Source organism: Butyrivibrio sp. AE2032, from assembly GCF_000702965.1.
Map to the genome: position 1 here is coordinate 423,359 of NZ_JNLF01000006.1, position 18,767 is coordinate 442,125.

23 protein-coding genes are annotated in these 18,767 nt (G+C 40.3%); 3 read left to right on the forward strand and 20 right to left on the reverse strand.

Going from position 1 to position 18,767, the window contains the following annotated elements:
- Nucleotides 1–13: 13 nt before the first annotated feature.
- From BO18_RS30235 to BO18_RS30265, 7 genes are all read right to left on the reverse strand, one after another.
- A complete protein-coding gene (locus BO18_RS30235; RefSeq protein ID WP_051689318.1) occupies nucleotides 14–301 on the reverse strand; it encodes a hypothetical protein in 288 nt (95 codons plus the stop codon).
- Complete coding sequence (locus BO18_RS30240) at nucleotides 276–797, reverse strand: hypothetical protein (RefSeq protein ID WP_051689319.1); 522 nt, start codon at nucleotides 795–797, stop codon at nucleotides 276–278. Before BO18_RS30240 ends, BO18_RS30235 begins: the two co-directional genes overlap by 26 nt.
- The gene (locus BO18_RS35390; RefSeq protein WP_051689320.1) at nucleotides 797–1,396 is read right to left on the reverse strand and encodes a Sak single strand annealing protein; all 600 of its coding nucleotides are present in this window, start codon (nucleotides 1,394–1,396) and stop codon (nucleotides 797–799) included. The genes BO18_RS30240 and BO18_RS35390 overlap by 1 nt, the downstream gene beginning before the upstream one ends.
- Nucleotides 1,396–1,575: a hypothetical protein gene (locus tag BO18_RS30250; RefSeq protein WP_034452495.1), complete on the reverse strand. Its 180-nt coding sequence runs from the start codon at nucleotides 1,573–1,575 to the stop codon at nucleotides 1,396–1,398. Before BO18_RS30250 ends, BO18_RS35390 begins: the two co-directional genes overlap by 1 nt.
- 107 nt (nucleotides 1,576–1,682) lie before the next feature.
- Complete coding sequence (locus BO18_RS30255) at nucleotides 1,683–2,192, reverse strand: transglycosylase SLT domain-containing protein (protein ID WP_034452497.1); 510 nt, start codon at nucleotides 2,190–2,192, stop codon at nucleotides 1,683–1,685.
- A 6-nt stretch (nucleotides 2,193–2,198) separates the two neighbouring features.
- Nucleotides 2,199–2,495 carry a hypothetical protein gene (locus tag BO18_RS30260; RefSeq protein ID WP_185752638.1) on the reverse strand — a complete coding sequence of 99 codons (297 nt, stop codon included), beginning with the start codon at nucleotides 2,493–2,495 and terminating at the stop codon, nucleotides 2,199–2,201.
- A gap of 81 nt (nucleotides 2,496–2,576) precedes the next feature.
- Nucleotides 2,577–2,786 carry a helix-turn-helix domain-containing protein gene (locus BO18_RS30265; protein WP_034452620.1) on the reverse strand — a complete coding sequence of 70 codons (210 nt, stop codon included), beginning with the start codon at nucleotides 2,784–2,786 and terminating at the stop codon, nucleotides 2,577–2,579.
- Nucleotides 2,787–2,942: 156 nt separating this feature from the next.
- On the opposite strand from BO18_RS30265, the gene BO18_RS30270 reads away from it, so the two are divergent.
- The 3 genes from BO18_RS30270 (at nucleotide 2,943) to BO18_RS30280 (ending at nucleotide 5,114) form a co-directional block, all read left to right on the forward strand.
- On the forward strand, nucleotides 2,943–3,413 hold the full coding sequence (locus tag BO18_RS30270) for a hypothetical protein (RefSeq protein ID WP_034452501.1): 471 nt from the start codon (nucleotides 2,943–2,945) through the stop codon (nucleotides 3,411–3,413).
- Between the two features lie 146 nt (nucleotides 3,414–3,559).
- Entirely contained in the window at nucleotides 3,560–4,090 is a 531-nt protein-coding gene (locus BO18_RS30275; RefSeq protein ID WP_034452503.1) for a hypothetical protein, read from the forward strand.
- A complete protein-coding gene (locus BO18_RS30280; protein ID WP_034452504.1) occupies nucleotides 4,083–5,114 on the forward strand; it encodes a tyrosine-type recombinase/integrase in 1,032 nt (343 codons plus the stop codon). Before BO18_RS30275 ends, BO18_RS30280 begins: the two co-directional genes overlap by 8 nt.
- Before the next feature lie 235 nt (nucleotides 5,115–5,349).
- Here the strand turns inward: BO18_RS30280 and BO18_RS30285 are convergent, their stop codons facing one another.
- The 13 genes from BO18_RS30285 to BO18_RS35275 all read right to left on the reverse strand — a co-directional run bounded on the left by BO18_RS30285 (nucleotide 5,350) and on the right by BO18_RS35275 (nucleotide 18,467).
- Nucleotides 5,350–11,838 carry a hypothetical protein gene (locus BO18_RS30285; protein WP_034452423.1) on the reverse strand — a complete coding sequence of 2,163 codons (6,489 nt, stop codon included), beginning with the start codon at nucleotides 11,836–11,838 and terminating at the stop codon, nucleotides 5,350–5,352.
- A gap of 30 nt (nucleotides 11,839–11,868) precedes the next feature.
- Nucleotides 11,869–12,933 carry a hypothetical protein gene (locus BO18_RS30290; RefSeq protein WP_034452424.1) on the reverse strand — a complete coding sequence of 355 codons (1,065 nt, stop codon included), beginning with the start codon at nucleotides 12,931–12,933 and terminating at the stop codon, nucleotides 11,869–11,871.
- Between the two features lie 62 nt (nucleotides 12,934–12,995).
- Nucleotides 12,996–13,298 (reverse strand): hypothetical protein, encoded by a 303-nt coding sequence (locus BO18_RS30295; RefSeq protein ID WP_034452425.1) that lies wholly within the window; start codon nucleotides 13,296–13,298, stop codon nucleotides 12,996–12,998.
- Between the two features lie 13 nt (nucleotides 13,299–13,311).
- Nucleotides 13,312–13,854 (reverse strand): hypothetical protein, encoded by a 543-nt coding sequence (locus tag BO18_RS30300; protein ID WP_034452426.1) that lies wholly within the window; start codon nucleotides 13,852–13,854, stop codon nucleotides 13,312–13,314.
- A gap of 262 nt (nucleotides 13,855–14,116) precedes the next feature.
- Entirely contained in the window at nucleotides 14,117–14,479 is a 363-nt protein-coding gene (locus BO18_RS30310; protein ID WP_034452429.1) for a hypothetical protein, read from the reverse strand.
- Between the two features lie 63 nt (nucleotides 14,480–14,542).
- A complete protein-coding gene (locus BO18_RS30315; protein ID WP_034452431.1) occupies nucleotides 14,543–14,761 on the reverse strand; it encodes a hypothetical protein in 219 nt (72 codons plus the stop codon).
- A 16-nt stretch (nucleotides 14,762–14,777) separates the two neighbouring features.
- Nucleotides 14,778–14,870 (reverse strand): hypothetical protein, encoded by a 93-nt coding sequence (locus BO18_RS36680; protein ID WP_185752639.1) that lies wholly within the window; start codon nucleotides 14,868–14,870, stop codon nucleotides 14,778–14,780.
- A 221-nt stretch (nucleotides 14,871–15,091) separates the two neighbouring features.
- Nucleotides 15,092–15,571, reverse strand: coding sequence for a glycoside hydrolase family 25 protein (locus BO18_RS30320; protein WP_034452505.1), 480 nt, complete (start codon nucleotides 15,569–15,571; stop codon nucleotides 15,092–15,094).
- Nucleotides 15,572–15,622: 51 nt separating this feature from the next.
- Nucleotides 15,623–15,784: a phage holin family protein gene (locus tag BO18_RS36550; RefSeq protein ID WP_334291236.1), complete on the reverse strand. Its 162-nt coding sequence runs from the start codon at nucleotides 15,782–15,784 to the stop codon at nucleotides 15,623–15,625.
- Between the two features lie 733 nt (nucleotides 15,785–16,517).
- Nucleotides 16,518–16,685 (reverse strand): hypothetical protein, encoded by a 168-nt coding sequence (locus BO18_RS35265; RefSeq protein ID WP_185752640.1) that lies wholly within the window; start codon nucleotides 16,683–16,685, stop codon nucleotides 16,518–16,520.
- 606 nt (nucleotides 16,686–17,291) lie between these two features.
- Nucleotides 17,292–17,516, reverse strand: a complete 225-nt coding sequence (locus tag BO18_RS35270; protein WP_185752641.1) for a hypothetical protein — start codon at nucleotides 17,514–17,516, stop codon at nucleotides 17,292–17,294.
- Nucleotides 17,494–18,048: a hypothetical protein gene (locus BO18_RS30335; protein WP_034452509.1), complete on the reverse strand. Its 555-nt coding sequence runs from the start codon at nucleotides 18,046–18,048 to the stop codon at nucleotides 17,494–17,496. Before BO18_RS30335 ends, BO18_RS35270 begins: the two co-directional genes overlap by 23 nt.
- A gap of 218 nt (nucleotides 18,049–18,266) precedes the next feature.
- The gene (locus BO18_RS35275; RefSeq protein WP_185752642.1) at nucleotides 18,267–18,467 is read right to left on the reverse strand and encodes a hypothetical protein; all 201 of its coding nucleotides are present in this window, start codon (nucleotides 18,465–18,467) and stop codon (nucleotides 18,267–18,269) included.
- Between the last annotated feature and the right edge of the window lie 300 nt (nucleotides 18,468–18,767).

The following is an 18,767-nucleotide window of genomic DNA, read 5'->3' on the forward strand; positions in this document are numbered from 1 at the left end:
GGTGTCGCAACCCTTAAAGATATGAGATCCCATATCTTCTTATAAAGTCTTCCTTAGTTCCGTTGTAATGCTTCATCCATGTTTCCTGTGCCTTCTCTTGGAGATCCCTTTTGTAGTCTCCACGATCATGCAACATACGGTGGTGAAGACTGCACAAATGAACGGTCAATCCGTCTTCATCAGCCAGTTTTCTCTTCCCAGTTCCAAAGATCATGTGATGTACTTCGTAACCACGATTTTTGAAGCCAAGATTTTTGCACAGATAGCAATACTCGTTATCTCCTGGAATTATGCTTTTCATAAGCTTTCCCCCACTGCTCTAACATTTTGTCTCTCTCAGTAACGGTGATAGTCTCTATGTCTAATTCCTTTGCTTCTCCAATAACACCATCTATAAGCCTTGCCATTTCCACCGTGTTATAGGTATGACTTCCACGCATTACTATGTAGACTCTGTTAAGATCCCCATTATCTAAAACTTGTGTTTTTGATGTAGGCTTTAGGTGGACCCCTTCCAGCTTGTTTACGTCTACTTTGTCCGGAAGGATGAAGTACACAATTTTGTCGTCTATATATTCCGGATAGCCATATCTGGAAAGCATTTGATTGTGTACCTCATTTAGCGATATTTTCAGCTTTTCAGCGATTTTAGTAATCAGTGCATAGAAATAGTTATTGGCTGATAAAGACCTCTTTTTAGCCTCTTTATGCAGCGATAAATCATATAAAGCTTCTTTATTCTCTGCCACCATCAAATAGCTGATAATGTCTATTGGTTTCCCGGTAAAAGTCTCCATTACTCACCCTTCTTTTTAAGAGTCTTCAGAGTTTCAAGGGCCTGTGTATACTGCTCCCCTGTGATAGCAAGTCCTTTAGGGAAAATCTCATTTACTGCATATCCCTTAGACTTAACCATGTTTTCAAGAATGGCCTGGTCCTTTTTAGAGATAATAGCCTTCTTATCGTCTTCTACCTTCTTATCAAAGGCCTTCTCGTCCTCGGATCTTAAGTCTTCCGGAAGATCCTCTCCGGCGTAGATATAAAGTCCTAAACCGTGTCTTGCTACAGCCTTAGTTAAGCTTCTCTGAATGGTCTTATTAACATCAGTACTGGTGATCTTATCTGCCGGAATAGAGTTATTCCTATAGTCCATGACTGGAAGATACTCTATGTGTTCAAGGCCATTGACTGTAACACCAGTCTTAACCCAAGCTGTTTTACCGTCTGTGTGATAAAACCATCCTTCGCTATTCTCATAGATGGTATAGAATGCGTCAGGGTGCTTCTTTTTAAGTTCACCCCAAGCCCACGCCCAACTAAGATAAGTAAGATTGCCCTTTTTCTCAGTCTTACCTGTTACGTCTATTGCATTTAATACCAGGAAATAGTTTTCCATCACATTACCTCCACTTCTCTATCCATTGTCATTCCAGCGACAATCAAAATCTCCTGAACGTCCTTCTCGTCAAGTGTGCAAGTTGTCTTCCCCATGCACATTTGAGAAGCGGCCTTCATCCTCAGAAGATCCAGCGCTGCTTTGTGGCGAATTGCCTGTGTTGTTGTTGCATCAAACATTGATTTTTCCTCCTTTTTTGATATACTAGGAGTTGGACAAGTGCCAATTCGACCTAAGAATAGAAGCGGCTTTATCCAATCCCGGACCATGTTAGCAGCATGGTCTTTTATTTTCCATGAACTCGTTCGAGTTCGTAGGATCGTTGCAATATGCCCTGTGCATACTTGCTTATGTTGCCAGACTGTCCCTTGCTTACTGCATTTGACTCTCCGTGATACACCATAAGTACTGTCGCTGCGTCTTCGTAATCCTCGAAAAGGTCGTGTAAGTAATCACCGGCAACATATACGTTTCTGTAGGGATCATCCCAGTCTTCCGGACTCCAGCCCATATCTATAAACCTATCTTTATGAAAGTTTACCGATACTTGCATAAGACCTTTACAGCTTCCATTAGTCGCTGTTGGATTACAACGGCTTTCCCTTTCAGCTAGGGCCATTAACAATTCAGGGCAGATATTAAATTCGTTTCCGACTATCTCGCAGTACTGATATATGTCTGTCGGTATATTTGTTTCCTCTTGCGTGGGAATATAGCTCATAGAATTAGCGTGAGCTGTGACGGGGTAGCATAGAATTGCCACTCCCAATAGAACCCCCATAATTGCTTTTTTCATTTCCTCTTATCCCCTTATAAGTTTTAATAAATCCTCGTCGTTAAACTTAAGCACCTCGTCTAATACTTTGATTTCCCATTGTCTGAAAAGCTCTGGCCTTGCTATATGATCTAGTAAAGTTTGATAATCAATTCCTGTTTCCTTTGCCAGATCCCGGAAAGACTCAATGTAGTTGCTCAACATATACTGCTTAAGCATGAATTTTATGGTGTTTTTGGTCTTAACCATTGCCTCTCCTTCTTTCAAGTAATAATCAAAAACGCAGTAGCTAATATGATTACCAGCGATATTACTGAGTTCCAAAAGATCATCCTTTGTGTTAGCTTGTTTAATCTCTTCTCTATCTCGTCCATGTTCTTTTACCTCTTGTAAACCTTATCGAATCTACTCTTGTAGACTTTCAACGCAAAATAAAGAAGCCGGTGAACATTTCAAAGCCTTTGCAATAGCATCTAAAGTAGATACTTTAACGTCTATGTCCGCACCATTTTCCAAAAGAGACAATGTTGCGCGACATACGCCGCTGCGCTTAGAAAGCTCAATCTGGCTCATTTTAAGCTTTTCTCTTCTAGCCTTTATTTTGTACTTAGTCACTTTTTTCATCCTCCTGTACTACTAAATCTAGTGTCTACTACCATGAACTATTCATAGTCTACTACGGTTTCCATGCGTTGTCAACTACTGTGGACTTTATTTTTTTATACGTGTCTGTTATAATGGACGCATCAAAGTATTGGAAAGGGAAATACCATGACATTAGGCGATATCATCAAAGAATATTTAGAAGAACACACTGTAAACGAATTTATTAGAGATAGCGGCATCAGCAAGGCCTACACCTATAATTTAATAAACAACAAAGGCACAAACGGCGCAGCTCCTACGCCAACTATCGAAACAATTAACAAAGTAGCTAAAGGTGTACATTCTGATTTTGATACTGTTTTCTCAAAACTAGATCCCGATATAGTTTTATCCACAAGCAACGCAGCACACAGGACTACCGAAGATACAAGGAAGCACGTATCAACGCTTTATCAGTTTACAGTTAAGAACGAAGACGGCACTATTCGTATTGTTTTAAGACCTCCTTACAATAAATATTTGCCATTACTATCTGATAAAAACATGAGACTGTTGCTGGCTGCAGCTAAAGACTGTAATGAAAATCAAATCCAGCTTGCAATCAATATGTTAAATACTTTCAAAAATAAAGAATAACCCGGGGGGATAGGGGAAGGAAGCACTACTATGTTGCTCCGGACAAGCACTTTATATAGCAGCGCTCCCTTCTTGTGAAATATTAGCATTGAAATATCATTAAAAAAAGTTCCAAATATCGAAACGCTGTTCAAGAGGTAGAACATATGTCGAACACCAAAGAGATCATTTTGAAACTAAAAGAGGTACGCGAAGAAAAGGGACTATCATATGGCGATATCCTTGACATTATGGAAAAACAAGGGGATTTCGTATCTAAGTCTACTCTTTCACGGCTGTTCGCTGAAGGTTCCGAGAACAGTTCTTTTAAGTACGAAGAGACGATCAGGCCAATAGCAAAAGCACTACTTGATATTGAGACTATAGAGGACACTGACAACATGGACGTTCAGGCCATGAAGTCACTTCTTAAGTATAAAATCCAGCTCATAGAAGACCTGGAAAAGAAAAACGAGGAATTATCCAATAATTTAGCAAAAGAAAAGCTAAAGTACCATGAAAAGCTAGATAAAGAACGTGACAACTTTGAAAGAAGAATAGCTTTTTGCCGGGAACAGATATCACTAAAGGACAAACGCATAGATCAGTTAATGGATTCTAATAGTATGTTGTTAAACCAGTTATTGACTTGCCCTTGCAGAGCTAAAGGACAAATAGAAGGAAATAATAATGGCTAAAGCTAAGAAACTCCCTTCCGGATCCTGGAATGTCAGAGTATATTCACATACAGACTCTACCGGAAAACAAATATATGAATCGTTTACAGCTTCCAGCAAACGTGAAGCTGAAGTGTTGGCTGCCAGATATAAAGCTGATATCGACAAAAGGCGCACAGAAGATATCACAATAGGACAAGCTGTTTCCAATTACCTGGAAGCTAATAAAAACGTACTCTCCCCTTCTACCATCTATGGATATACTAAAGACTCTAAACGTTTTGAAACAATCAATCATCTTAAGATCCGCAAGCTAACTTCCAACGATTTACAGTCTTATATATCTTACCTGGTGGATCAGGGACTATCCCCTAAAACAGTCAAAAACACATACGGCCTTTTACGCACTGTATTAACCTTTTGTGGCGTTGATAAAAACTTTGTGATACATTTACCGTCCAACCCTAAAAAGCGCAAATTTGCCCCTGAAAACGAGCAAATCACAGCCCTATATAACAATGCTAACCACAAGATGAAAATTGCAATCTCATTGGCTGCATTCCATAGTTTAAGGCGCGGTGAAATCTCCGGGCTTAAGTATGGTGACTTAAAAGGGAACACCCTTTATATTCACTCTGACGTAGTTAAATCCGCTGATGGTAAAACATGGGTCCACAAAGAAATACCTAAAACAGAAGTGTCTAATAGGACAATATTTTTATCTGAGTCTGAAGTGGAATTGATCGGAAAAGGCAATCCAGACGAATATATAGTTAACCTCACACCCGGAAGCATAGGAACCAACTTTTACAACCTAAAGAAAAAAGTAGGCGTTGAGATACGCTTCCATGATCTCAGAGTCTACTTTGCTAGTATATCTGTTGCTATGGGTATGAGCGAAACTACATTGGCTCACCTTGGCGGCTGGCGTGAAGGATCCCAGGTAATGAAAGAACATTACCAAAAACCTATCATGTCCGTAGATGAAGGCTACGCCAACAAAATGAATAATTACTTTGAAAACATGAAACGAAATATGAAATGAAAATCTAAAAGCCGCATGATTAGCGGCTTTCAAGAGTGGATTAGGCGGGAGTCGAACCCGTAGCAGAATTGATACAAACCCAGTATTTATCTATGTTTGTCAATATTTCCATTGTGTTCAAGCACAAAAGTAAAATGCCTATTTATGCACCTTTTCGGCTACCCCATATCATTTTCATGAAATGAATCATGAAATGAAAATAGAGGTAGAGGATTGCTCCCCTACCTCTTCTTTGTTACTTGCCCTTTTTCCAAGTGCCATTTTCAAGTTTTGGAATTGCCTTCCATTTACTACTACCATAAGCACTCCAAAGCTTCTTACCTTCTGTCTCACTTACCTTACTTTTATCCAAGTAGTTGATAAGCTCGTCCTGAGTTATACCCTGATTGCCATTTGAATCAATAGCCTTGTAGGTTTTTGTAAACTCTTCAGGTGTAAGGCTTGGGATCTTCTCTTGTGCATTGTAGTAAGTGTATGAAGGACCCGGCTTAGTTAATCCATTATTTTGTAAGTATGTAGCTGCATCTATCTTCTCCTGTGCAGCGTCCATATTACCGGCTTCAACATCAGCTTGAATAGATTTTGAAGCATTAGAAGTTGAACTAAAACCGCTTTCCTTTGCGACTGACTTGGCTTGTTTGCCTTTGTAGTAATCTAGAAGTCCATCAATGCCACCATCTTTATAGGCGTTATAAGCAGCTGAATCCTTACTATATTCCGGATCAATGGCAGCATTACCAACGTGTTTAGAAATAGTATTGATTTCTTTAACTATCTCTTCCTTTGCTGGATCTTCAAGGCCATTAAACCATTCGTCATTAGCAAGTGCTTCTCTAATAGAGTATTCCGCCTCACCATAAGCTCTAGCTGCTTTTGTATATTCCTCTGGTGATACTCTATTTCCTTCAGCGTCCTTAAACTTTGACTGCCATTCCGGAAGTGTACTTTCAGACTTTCCAATCTCATAAGCTTCACGGCTTATCCTGTCGGCCTCTGTCTCATTGATATCTGATAAATAGCCGGGACTAAACATTTGATAAGCCAGATTGCCAGCAGCATTATTAAATGGACTGTTCTGTTGCTCTCTACCGTAAGTATCAACATAAGGCTGATTAAGCATAGACAATCCAGGGATCTTGTTCATTTGCTTTTTGAGCTGCTTATCAAGCACTCCGGCAACGCCTTCCTTGTCCGTATATGTAGATCTTCTTGTAGGATCAATAGTCCTAGCTACTTGTCCGGCTATTGTGGGTACGCCCTGTGTTGCATATCCAGTAAGGGCATTGTACGCTACCAAGGCCGGGATATTTAGGTTCTCGTTATACTGTGCTGCGTTAGCGGCTGTTTCCAGCGTATCTTTTACGCCTGACAACATAGAAGTTTCAACTAACGGATCAGCAATCCTATTAGCTGCCGCAACGTAATCATCAATATTATTTAAGAAGTCTTCATCACCCTTTCCGGTAGAATCCCACAACTTAGCAATTTCAGCACCGACCATCAAAGGCATTACAGTAGGTGCGGCCCAGTCAATAGTATAAGACTTTCCGTTAATTTCTATGGCATAATTCTGGTGTCCTTCTAACTGGTCTTGATATTTTGTGTCGGGATCACTTGAATGAAGTATGCCCTTGTTATACAGATAGAATCCTAAAGCTGTAAGTCCAGTTCCAGTAAGAGTTTTAGCCCAGCTATCTATAACATCAGAAGCCAAGGTCTTAGTTACTTCTTTACCCCTACTATTCAGATAGGTGTCTGCAAGATTGCCAGCTCTTTTACCGGTATTCTCATAGATCAACTTTCCTGTCTGTTTTATGCTGTCAATAGCTCCTAAAGGCGAATACTCTAAGCCACTTTTAAGTACGTTTGCCGGTGTCTTCTTGAATGGTACAGTTCCTTCAATAATGTACCCTAAAGCTTTTGCAGCCTTATTATCACTATTTCTTGCATCTCTGGACCATTTTGTAAGAAGCTTTGCAACGTCATTGTCCTCATGGAAGGTTGCATATTCAGCCTGTTTCAAAGCATAATCTCTAGCCTTTTCCAGTGCTTCTACGTCTTTAGTAAGATCCTTGATTGCCTGGTTTTCTGCATCTGACAACAGCCTTGTCTCACGCAAACCTTTAAGTCTTGCTAACTCTTCCTCTGCTTTAAAGATATTTGTATCATATCCATTAGCCTTCAAATATCCAGCAAGGGAAGTTGAAAACTTATTCTTAACAGCCTGGTAATCACTAATTCCAGCGTCAGTAACTTTTTCATAAAGCTGTGCAAGTTTAGATTTGAATACACTTCTAGATTGCCTCAGTGCGTCCTTATCCATCTTTTCATACTTAGATCCTATAATCTGTCTGTATCTACTTGCGTCTGCATCTTCAGCAGCAGCTTTAATAAGGCCACTATCACTAATAGGATTAAGTACGCTCTTTGTCCTCTGTATGCCATTTCCGCCAAGTGCTTTACTTGCCTTGTCTATTCCAGCTTCAGCTATAGCAGCCACATTGTTAGATATTCCTGTGACTGCACCAAAAGTCTGGTTTCCAACAAAGTTGCGTAGCATTGTCTTAGGATTTCCAAGCATAGCCAGGTAACGCCAAGCTTCAAACTTTTCTAAAGGTGTAGCGTCTGGGACAATCTCATTTGCCAACAGCCTATACGCCTCTGCCTGTCCTTCTACAAATTGCTTACTGTTAGAATCGTAGTTAGATATCTGCTTGAAAATATTATTAACTTCTTGAAGTGTCTCGTCAGATATTCCAAAACTTCCAGTAGCCATCTTAAGGTCAAGGGCCTGTGCAAGTTCTTCCTTTGTGGCACCATTGTTGATAAGATTAGCAAGATACTCTATATCATTATCATCAAATTGTCCGTCAAAATCTGCAGACTCTTTACCTAAAGTGCTCCTAACTTCATCAATAATCTGCTTAAGTGTAGGCGCTGGCTTCTCTGCCCTTATCTGCTCAGTAACAAGTGAATTTAAGGCATTCTGAAGCTTTCTGTTAGTTGGTTTTGGAATGTCAATACTCTCATCCAAAGTATACCAATTACCAGTATTAAGCTTATGCTCAATCTCACTTGTAATCTGCCAGACTGGGATAGACTTATCTTCTGCAAGCTGTGTAAGAAACTCAATGTCATTATCATTGAAATATTTTTCTACACTTCCCACTTCCCGGTTAAGCTCTGCTATGACACCATTTTTAATTTGATCGTGCGTAAGCTCTGGTCTGATTTTTGAGTTTGGTTTATGTCCCATATCAGCCAAGGCTTTAGCAATACGACTATTACCTTCCCTTGCCTTTACATTTCTGGATCTCCAAGGTTCAAGTATAAGATCGTCCTGTGCCCTGTGTGCATCTTCTAAAGCGCCGCCAAGGGTATTTCTTGTAAACTCAGCTGAAGCCTGAACAACTCGTCCACTCTGCCTCTGTACTGCAGCAGTTTTCTGTCCCAGTCTATCAAGCATTCTTAGTGAAGCTCTATCCCCAGCGTCTTGTAATTCTTGCATCTTACTAAAGGCTGCTTTAATATCTACTTCGTCAAAATCATCATAGCCTTTATTAAGAAGATCCTGTGCAACGTCCAAACTGTCCTGATAACGTGCTATTGCATCTGCTTTCTGTTCTGCCTCACTGTAAACTCTGTAAGCATAATTCCTTAAAGGCATATTATCGGCATAGCCAAGTTTTTCAGCAGTGTTCGTTCTAAACTTAGAAGTTGCCCATCTTTCAGGAGGAATTTCACCATTTCCACCGCTTGGCGGAGTAGGTCCGCCACTTCTAGGCTGCGTAGGAGTTATGTCCTCAGTAGGCGTTTCACTTACTGGCCTTCTAGGTGGAGTATTGCTTCCACCACCGTTACGCTGGCTGTTTACATAATTAGTAAGTGCGTCTAAAGCTTCGTCTTCTTTTTCTCCGGCTGTTTTGTTTGCATCAAGCCTTTTTTCATAATAAGCTCTTTCTCCGGACAATCGCCTTATATCGTCTTCCGGATTCATTAAACGTTGTCCAGACTGTCTTGCATTTTCTGTAGCTTGTGCTAAGAAATCTTCGTCTTTAAGAAGTCGCTGCATTTCAGCATTAGCCTGAAGTTGACCGTTAAGAATGTTTTTGTTTGCCTGGCGAATAGTCTCATTGATATCTGGCTTTGCTTCTTCAGCAAAAAACTGTAAAGGATTAGCACCTTCTACCTTCTTTGTGTTACCCTTATTACGCTTGCTTACGTCCTCGACAAAACGGTTAGGGTTATCAATATCCTGTTTTACCCAATCATTAACCAACTCTTCCGCTTCTGCATCTGAAACGCCTTTAGGGATCCTATATTCAGCATTACCAAGCTTTGTGCCTGTTAAATCTCCGGTATAACTAGGATCAATCTTTTTCATCTGGCGGATAAAGCCTTGTCTAGCTGCATCTGCAGCCTTCTTAGCTTTGTTTATATCGCTAGGATCTCCGTTCTTCCAGATTGTATTTTCATAATCAAATACTGCCTTCTGAAGCTTTTCAAACTTCTCTATAGCCTTTGCGTCTCCGGAATTTATTGCAGCCCTATTCATATTATCCATGCCGTTATAAATCTCTTCAAAGTCAGATAACAACTTTTCTTGTACTTCTGGATCATAATTTGGCTGCGATTTTGCAGCATTTTCTATTGTCTTTGCTGCCTCCTCCGAGATATTTTCCAAAGGATTAACAGAAATTTTAGCATTTTCAGGGATAGAAGCCTTGTCGTCGGCTAACTTCCGTAGTATGCTATAGACAGAAAAAGAGCTATCGCCCCGAGTGTTCTGTCCTTGTGATGGAGTACCGGTCTCCAATGATAGCTCTTTTCTATTTATGGAAACCGCATCATGTGTATAAAATCTCTGTGTTCCTTTATCTCTACGAACAATTACTCCTGTGATAAAATCCTCTACACTTCCATCCGGATTTTCAACTTTTGTAGGCGCTACAATCAATGCTGTATCATAATTACGCCCCTTCCAGTTTGGCTCATAAGCCACAACCTTGCCTTTTTCAATTACGTCCGGAACTGCCGCAAACGCATCTACTTTTCGTCTAGTCAGCTTATTGTGACTAATGCTGTCTTTAACTCCTCTTCTTGTTAAATCAACGTCTCCCAGTAAATCGTTATGAGCTTTACCACCCCTTGAATTAAAGAAAGCAGATACTTTATCTATTAAGGATCCTTCACCTTTAAAGAGTTGTCCTTTTACTGTGGCTACCGAGTCCATGTTTTTTACATCAGACATATTATTGGCAGCTATATTTTTTATATCATCTGGTATCTTATAGAAGTTATTATCCGCATTTTCGAAAGAAGCGATTTCACTTACTGGATACTGTTTAGACAGATTTTCAATGTTCTGTGCTGCCTCTTCAGCCTGTTTTGTTGCATTTCTCACAACGTTATCAACGTCTTCCATATTTGCAAGCTTAGCTAACTTATCAGCACCTTCCAAAGCATTAGCCCTGAAAGCTTCATTGGCGGCCTTCTTTGCAGTCTGGTTCTTTGCAAGTGCGCTAATACCTTCACCAGCAGCACCCATAGCAAGGTTTCCAGCAGCGTTAAGTCCGATATTCTTTAACAGCTCTTTGCGCTCTTCATTGGTTACACCACCTTCCAGATAGTCATTCAACATAGGGATGGTATCAAGTGCAAGATCCTGGGCGTTCTGTCCTACCTGATTGAGTGCAAAGCTTCCAGCCTTACCAAGTCCAGCAGTAGCACCTAAAGCGTCAAATGCCGGATTAGTCAGCATATACATACCAACTTGTCCCCCGATTTCACCGGCTGTTGTAGCAAGCGGATTCTGAGTCTTAGCATTAGCAAGGGCCTGTCTCATAGCCTCATCATTCTGCTTGTAGAATGCGTCTCTCTCTGCAACCTTATCATTGTGCCTCTTTGTAGCACCTTCAGTAAGACCAAACTTATCTCCAAGGGCAGCGCCAAGTCCGGTAATCTGATTTGTGACATTCCTTCCAGCGTCCCTTACTGCTCTTCCTAATGCTGCCGGCTGTTTTATAACCCCTTCCATAGCATTAGTAAAAGCATTAGTCTTATTCAGAAGATTTACCATATCAGCATAATGCTGTCTCTCTTCAGGAGTCTTAAGGATAGGCTTCTTGTTAGAGTCATAATCAAGCTTCTGTAGTTCAGCCTGTGCATACGCTTTAGCGGCCTTCTTATCTTCGTCAGTAAGCTTATAGTCTGGCGATAACCACTTCTCAGCATTGTTAGTAACCTTCTTAGGACTAGCAAGGATATTCTCTTCCTGTTGCTGTCTAAAGTAACCTTCAAGATCAGCCTTCTTTTCTGTTTTTCCTGACTTCTTAGAAGCCTCTATCTGTTCAAGTTGCTGTAACTTCTGCTCTCTTTCACGGAGCCTCTTTTCCTTTGCCTGTTTAGTTACTTCAGCAATATGCTTCTCCATTTCAGTCTGTTCACGCTTCTTAGGCTGTGAGTCAGCTAAAGAAGGGATTCTCTGCGCAGTTGTGTTCTCAGCTTTAATCTGATTTACTGTAGGCTGTTCTATAGGATTAGTAGCGTTCCACTCATCATAAGCTGCTTGTAAAGCGGCCTTCTCGTCCTGTTGCTTATTCCAGGCATTAAACTGAGCCTGAAGCTGTGCAATCTCCTGTTCACGCTTCTGAGCCATTACCTGTTTTACCTGACTATTTGCTATTGACTGGTATATCTGCTGTTTCATTGACTGTTTAGCCATTTTGACCCCCTAAAAAGAAAAGGCCAGCGTTTAAGCTGACCTTAACTGTGAAAGAATATTGTAAAGTGAGTCGATATCAAGCTGTCCGTTTCTTACAGCATTGAAAAGATTGTTTTGAATTGTACTAGCACTAGCGCCCTGTGAAGCCTGTAACTGAGCCTGTGCAAGCCATTTAGCATAGTTGCCGCCCTGTGCTGCGCCTTCTGCCTGTTGTGCCTGTCCTGGAACAAAGTCATTTGTAGCCACTGTAGGATCATACGTATAACTAGCCTGTTTTGCTAATGCTGCCTGAAGAGCTGAAGCATAACCACTATCTATACTCATGTTTGCTGAAATTGCACTATCAATAGCGTTATTCCTCTGATTCTCTGCTTGCATTTCAAGCTGCATTCTCTGAAGATCCAGATTAGCCTTTGCATTGTTATAACTCTGTTCTGCCGCAGCCAGGTTATCACCATAGGACATATTTAGATCGGAAATGTTCTTGTTAAGGGTCTCGTTTATTCCGGTCCTTGAATTGCCATAGTTGTTTTCAAGCTGCGCCATTGTTGTCTCAGTAGCACCACCGTTATATCCCATAGCAGAAAGTCTCTGATTGAGGTTCTTTCTTGTCAGCATATTGTTGATGTAAGCTTGCTGTAAAGATTTCTCAGCGTCCGTATTAACGTCACCCATAGATTTATCTCTAGCGGCATTGAGACGGCTTACTGTTGAATTGTAGTTACCACTTAGACTACCAGCAGCGGATCCATAAGCGTCTGCAATACGCTGCATATTTCTTTCATACGCTGCATTAGCCCTTTCCTGTGCCTGTCTCTGAAGCTCTGCATAATAAGCAGCCCAGTCAAAAGAAGATCCGGAATCTCCACCATAATCTCCATCATCCCCACCATCATAGCCACCACTATAGCCGCCATCATCACTATAGCCGCCACCAGAATTGCCGGTTGACTCCGGATAAAGGTTTATTCCAGCATACTGTCTCTGAAGGTCTACTGTTTTCTTTCCACCTTTAGACTTGGAGCCAGCAGCTTTCGTTCCGCTTGTTCTTCCTCCTGTGTCTGCGCTTTCAAACATAATATTAGGGTTAGGCATTTTCATTTCCTCCTTTTTTGCATATAAAAAGGACGATACCTTCAAGTACCGCCCTAGTTACCTTATTTGAATTGTTCTTGCTTACTTTTTATCTTTGCCGCCCACTTGATTTGACGATCATGCAGATAGTCATACAAGATTTGCATTTCTCTTGGGACCTCGTTACGCTGCTTATACTCATCTATGATCCTGACAACTGCATCATGTAGCATTGTTACGTGGTTCATTTCTTCCAATGAAAGCTTGTAGTACACATCTGCTAATTGGGGGTATTGTTCGTCAACCTTATAAGCGCATTTGATATACTTTTCAGCGTCGTGTAATTCTTCGTCGATCTTTTCTGATATTTGCTTTATGATTTCCATAAGCTATCCCCTTTCAGGTTGTAGCCGCCGGAGCATTTGCAACCCACTTACCCATCTGTGAAAGCAAGTACTGACTCTGTGCAGAATTAACCGCAACATTGTTAGCATTGTTAAGCTGGTTCGTAAGGTCTGCAATCTGGTTATCCTTAATGAGAGTCTTAATACTGCAGCAACATGACTCCATCTGGAAACCAAGCTGATCGAGTTTTGATCCAAGAACATTAGTCTGATTTGCTATCTGCTGAGATACGCTATTAAATCCCTGAATAGCGTTAATCAGATTTGTGTTGTTCTGGTTCATCAGGCCCATTGTCTGTTCGCTAACAAGCCTTGCTGTCTCATAGTTGTTATTAGCAGAACTTAAAAGAACGTCTCTAAGTCCTGTCTGAGTTGCCTGATTGTCTACTGCCTGGTTTACGTCCTGAACAGTGGCATATCCAGCAAGTGCGGCAGCATTACCACCGCCAAAACCGCCAAAACCACCACCAAACAGAATAGCAATGATTAGAAAAGCACCAAGCCAATCTGAACTCATGAATGATCCGCCTTCTGACATTGTATTGTCCTCCTTCTTTAGATTTTTATTTAATCACCTTGCAAGTATGATTTACTTTTTCATAAATGCGCTTACTCTATCCATAATGGAAGATTTAGCGCTGTTTATGTCCTGTCCTTTGTCGGCATAGAGTTTTTCCGCTGCCTGACTAGGGTTACTTAAATCCAAGCTCTGAAGCTCTGGATTTGACTTTGCAAGATTCTGTAAGAAGGACTGAGGCGTTTCACCTCTTAACATGGCTCCTACAGCTTGCATCATTATGTTACTCTGCGGATTCTGACTTCCGCCTAGCATTTGTAGTATTGGATTGTTTAGCATTGACTGTTTCCTCCAACTTGCTTATACGATCTTCCAGGTCTTTGTAATGGTCCACCGGCTTCTCTTCTTCGTGGGGCTTAATATCATAGGCCACCAACGTTTTATAACCGGCTCCATCCGTCTTAACAAGCCACACAAGCGGCGCTGTATTGTCTAATGCAAGCACACTGGAATTAGGTCCCAAACTTATAGCATTGGCTCCGTTTCTTCCGGTCACTTCAATTATTTGCTGCGCTGTCTGTGGTTGTATTGCCTGTTGGAGTAATAACTGAGATAGTTGATTTTGATTGGTGTTATAAGGGTACATAAGCTGTCCTCCTTATAACAATTATCTCAATATCCAATACACACTAAAATGATGCAAAAGGTGCTATTTATGTGCAATTTTCGTGAATAGTCTTTCTTCACATTTATAGACTATTGTTTTTGTATGCCTTACAGATAAATCAAATTCATAAGAAAGCGCCTCATAGGTTATGCCATCTACAAGACGCCTTTTTAACATTTCCCTATCCCTTTTGTTCAATATCCACTCGTCAATAGCTTGCTCTATCTCTGAGCGCGATATATCTTCTAGGTAATGTTTCACTTATGATCTCCTGTATTTAATTGTTGGCAAGTATCTCGTTTACTTTGTTTTGTACTTCTGAATAATCATATCCGGCAGCTTCTAGCCGTTCTTTTCTTGTTGGTACCACTGTTCTTATCGCCCCACTTATCCTCTATTACTTCCAGGGCAATCTTACTAATGTTTTTCTTGTAAGAAGTCCTATAGTCCAACTTAGTTATTCCGTCATAGTCCACATCAAGGTCACACTTTGTTGGAATACCTGGAACACTACCTTTAGAGGAATACTGCCAAGCTACCGCATAGGAGTCTGAAGGTTTTAATGTTGACGCCGGGTTATAGGATCCATTATCACCAGCCGGAATATCTGGCAATCCAAAAGTCAAAGTCTGCTTTAAGATCATCATGTATCACATTTAGATACCAGTCACGGTTACAATAGATACCAACAAAGTAACCAGCCATAGTAAAATGATAAGCATAAATATAGCAAAGGTTACGAATAAACTCTTTTCCCTTTGCCCTGAGTACATCTGACTCTAAATCTAACCAGATACCATATTCAAGCTTTCTACCATCAAGGTGCTGCAAAAGAGCTTTAGCGTCCTTTACCGGATCAGCTATAGAAGCAGAAGCAATAAAGATATACACACCCCTGTCTATCCCATAATTCCCAGCGCCCTTGTAGTTAGCCTCGAAGGTTTCATCCTTCCTATGTGACTGCGCTTCATACATAGCCTTCAAGATAGCAAACCGTTTTCCGGAGGCTGCAACTTTAGCCCAGTCAATTGTTTTCTGATAATGACTTACATCAATTCCTAAAAACTTCACTCATTGGCATCTTCCTCAAATTCAGCTTTACTCTTCAATACTTCCAATGCTTTAGTCATTACTGCCGGAAGAGGGCAGTCCCATAAGTCCGGCATTCTCTACTATGGAAATTAACTCATTCATACAGAATCCGATTACAACTGCATCACGGATATAATTTGTATTCAAGAGAAGATCCAAGCGATATGCTATAAGGACAAAAAACAGAGTCATGCACTTTCTAGCAAGGCCCTTCCATCCAGCCTTAGGACTCTAAAGCCCCTGTTTCGCTCTTCTTACTGTTCTGGAACACACCAGCAACAACAAGCCCAGACATATAATCGATCCCCATAAAACAACACTAGAGTAGTCATACCGGCTGTCCATCCCCCAAATATGGTCGTAAACACTGCTCCAACAAGTCCAATAATGCCTGAAAATATCGTTGAATTTCTCATAGTAAATCTCCCATAGAAAAAGGCAACTACCATCTTTCAGGTAATTGCCCCATAGATCATTTGTTTAATTTCTCTTTTTGGTCGTGGCCGACATTCACATTTATAGTATGAATGTCATTTAAGGCTTATCGCCACCACATTCGCTAAATTCATTTTGTGCGTTCGTTTGGTAAGTTAAATTCGTTTTACTTAGACCCTGTTTCAAACGTTTAACTAAAAATGAATGCTACTTTTTTGGCTTAAAAAGTTTAATTCGTTTTTAATTCGTATCTAACTCGAAAATAACTCGATAAAGCTCGTCAAAATTTTTGGCGAGTAAATGGGTGACTCCGAAAAGCCACCCCCTATCACAGATTAATTATCCGTGACTCGTAAGCTTTTCTCATGCGTGAAATTTCTCTTTTACGAACTAAATTATATTTCTAAATCCATGTGTAATATCTGCCACACTAAGAAATGTCAGGAATATACATAACTCACAAATCAAAAAATGCAATTTCTTTCATTGATTACCTTATGACTCCTTTTCCCAAAGTAGATTCAAATTTCCTCTGAGCTTCATCCAAGAGTTTAATTTGAATAAAGGTCTTTGCATCCTCTGAAATGTTTAAAGATACAAGAATTTCTTCGCAAATTTGCTCATATTTCAACATTCCGTCATAATAATCATTACTCATTCAAAACCTCAAAAAAGAGTTTTTAAGACTAAAATCCAAAAATTTTTTTATACATTTTGGCTTTAAAACTTATATTAGATAGTTTTAAATATGCCTTTATGGGGAGTGTAATCTGAACGTTGCCACTTTCAAATTATTCCCCATAAAAGCATAAAGATTATATCATTCTTTTGAACTGAGCATATTAAGATTTGAAAATATCTGCTCTAATGTCCAAGGCTCATGTTTTATATTCTTCATCAATCCTCTTGAATCTTTCAAGAATATCTCCAATCCTAATATATTCGTGCTCTCGCTCTCTCAAATCTTCGTAATTGCTCATAGATTACTCGCCCCTGTTCCTGCGGCTCTACTGTGTGAATAATCTGCTCTGTGTAGCCACCTACAATCTGCATCTTGTCATTGACAATCGCCACATTTGCAAGAAGTGTAGCCTTGTCATTTACAAGTGCTCTGCACTGTCCCCAAAAACTAACTTTTGCTGAATCTAAATCTGTGAATCCCTCTGCTACTACTGTGAACGCTCCATTAGCATACTGAATTACTGCAAACATAACATTTCCCTCGCTTTCTTAATTTACTGTACCTCTTGCGGTACGATTGTTATTAGATAATATAAGTGCAACAAATTCTTGCATTTGCAATAGCGGCTGTTGTTGCTTCACTTAATGAAACAACTCCAGTAATAGGATTAACTGCTACTCCCTTGCCAAAATCCGTTGTTGCTAAAACTCTATAACTGCTATTTCTTGATGAAAATAATGCGCTTGGCAGTGTAAACAACGTATCATATTGCGCAATAGCACCGCTAGTAGAAAATACTAAATTCACTTGTACTAAATTCCCCATTTTGAGGGACTTGGCTTGACCACTGATTATAGGTTACTTCTTCTGCAACAGCAGTAACATCAGCGGAATAGTCTATAACAGTTAATAAATCCGTCAACTCCCTATTAGTCTTAGCGTATGGCTGATATGTTGGGTCGGTGTCTTTTGCATCACGAATCATTGGCTTAAATACAAGATTTACATTTCCTGCTGCTGCGTAAATTGAAATAGAGCCTGTGAAATTACTGCCATCATTAACAATAGATGCCGAATCGCCGTTTCCTGTATCTCTATCACCATCAACATAAGTACCATTGTAGTAATAGCTATTAGCAATCATATAGGTTGTTGGACTTCCACCACTAGGACAACCTGTTAAAATATAGTTACCCTTATTGAAATAAAGCGGAATAGCAGTTCTTGATAAATACATATAAGAGTATGTTCCTGCTGTTCCGCTTGCAGTAATACTCTTAACATATCCACTGTCTGCTACATCGACAGTGTAGGCAACTCCATCATGAGTAAAAACCATTTCCTACCCAACTACCATGAGTATTAAGAGTTTTCAAGTTAGCTATTGTCAATGCTAATAAGTTATGCGCCCCAAGTGTTGCCCTTGTTGTTACTTCATTCGTTAAATCGCTCTTTACCGTCGCAATCTGTTCTGTAACCGTATCGGCTACTTTAGCATTTGTACCGACTGTAAGAGTATCACCGATATCAATAGGCGCTATTGCTTCATACAGAACATCACTCTGGTAGAAACTGATCTCCAATAGAGTGAGCAGCTGCAAAAGTAGTTGAAGCCTCAACCGGTGCGATTGTCTCTTCAACGTCTGTTACTGCGTCTCTAACTGTAGATACTGAAGCGGCGCTCGCAAGCTCATCCCATGTACTCCATGTACTTCCATTGTAACCACGCTTGTAGGTCTTACCATCATTAGTAAACAAAGTCTGAACTACTTTGTCTGTAGTGTCAGATCCGTTCTCTACTGGTCAGTCCTGAAGATTGCTGTAAGCTCTGAAGCAATACCAGTAGGCGCATTAGTTACATATACACTTGTACTAGACTTGTAGTAGTTTACCTACAGTAGTAAGATCATTTAAGTCTGTCTGCGTTGTAATAGCTGTCTGGCCCTGAAGCTTAACGTTCTTTGCGTCCAATTCGTCAGCATAGTCAATCGCTGCATCATACAAAAGCTGCTACGCTAGTAGCCTCAATGTTGGGTGTCCATTACAAGCTGATCGCCT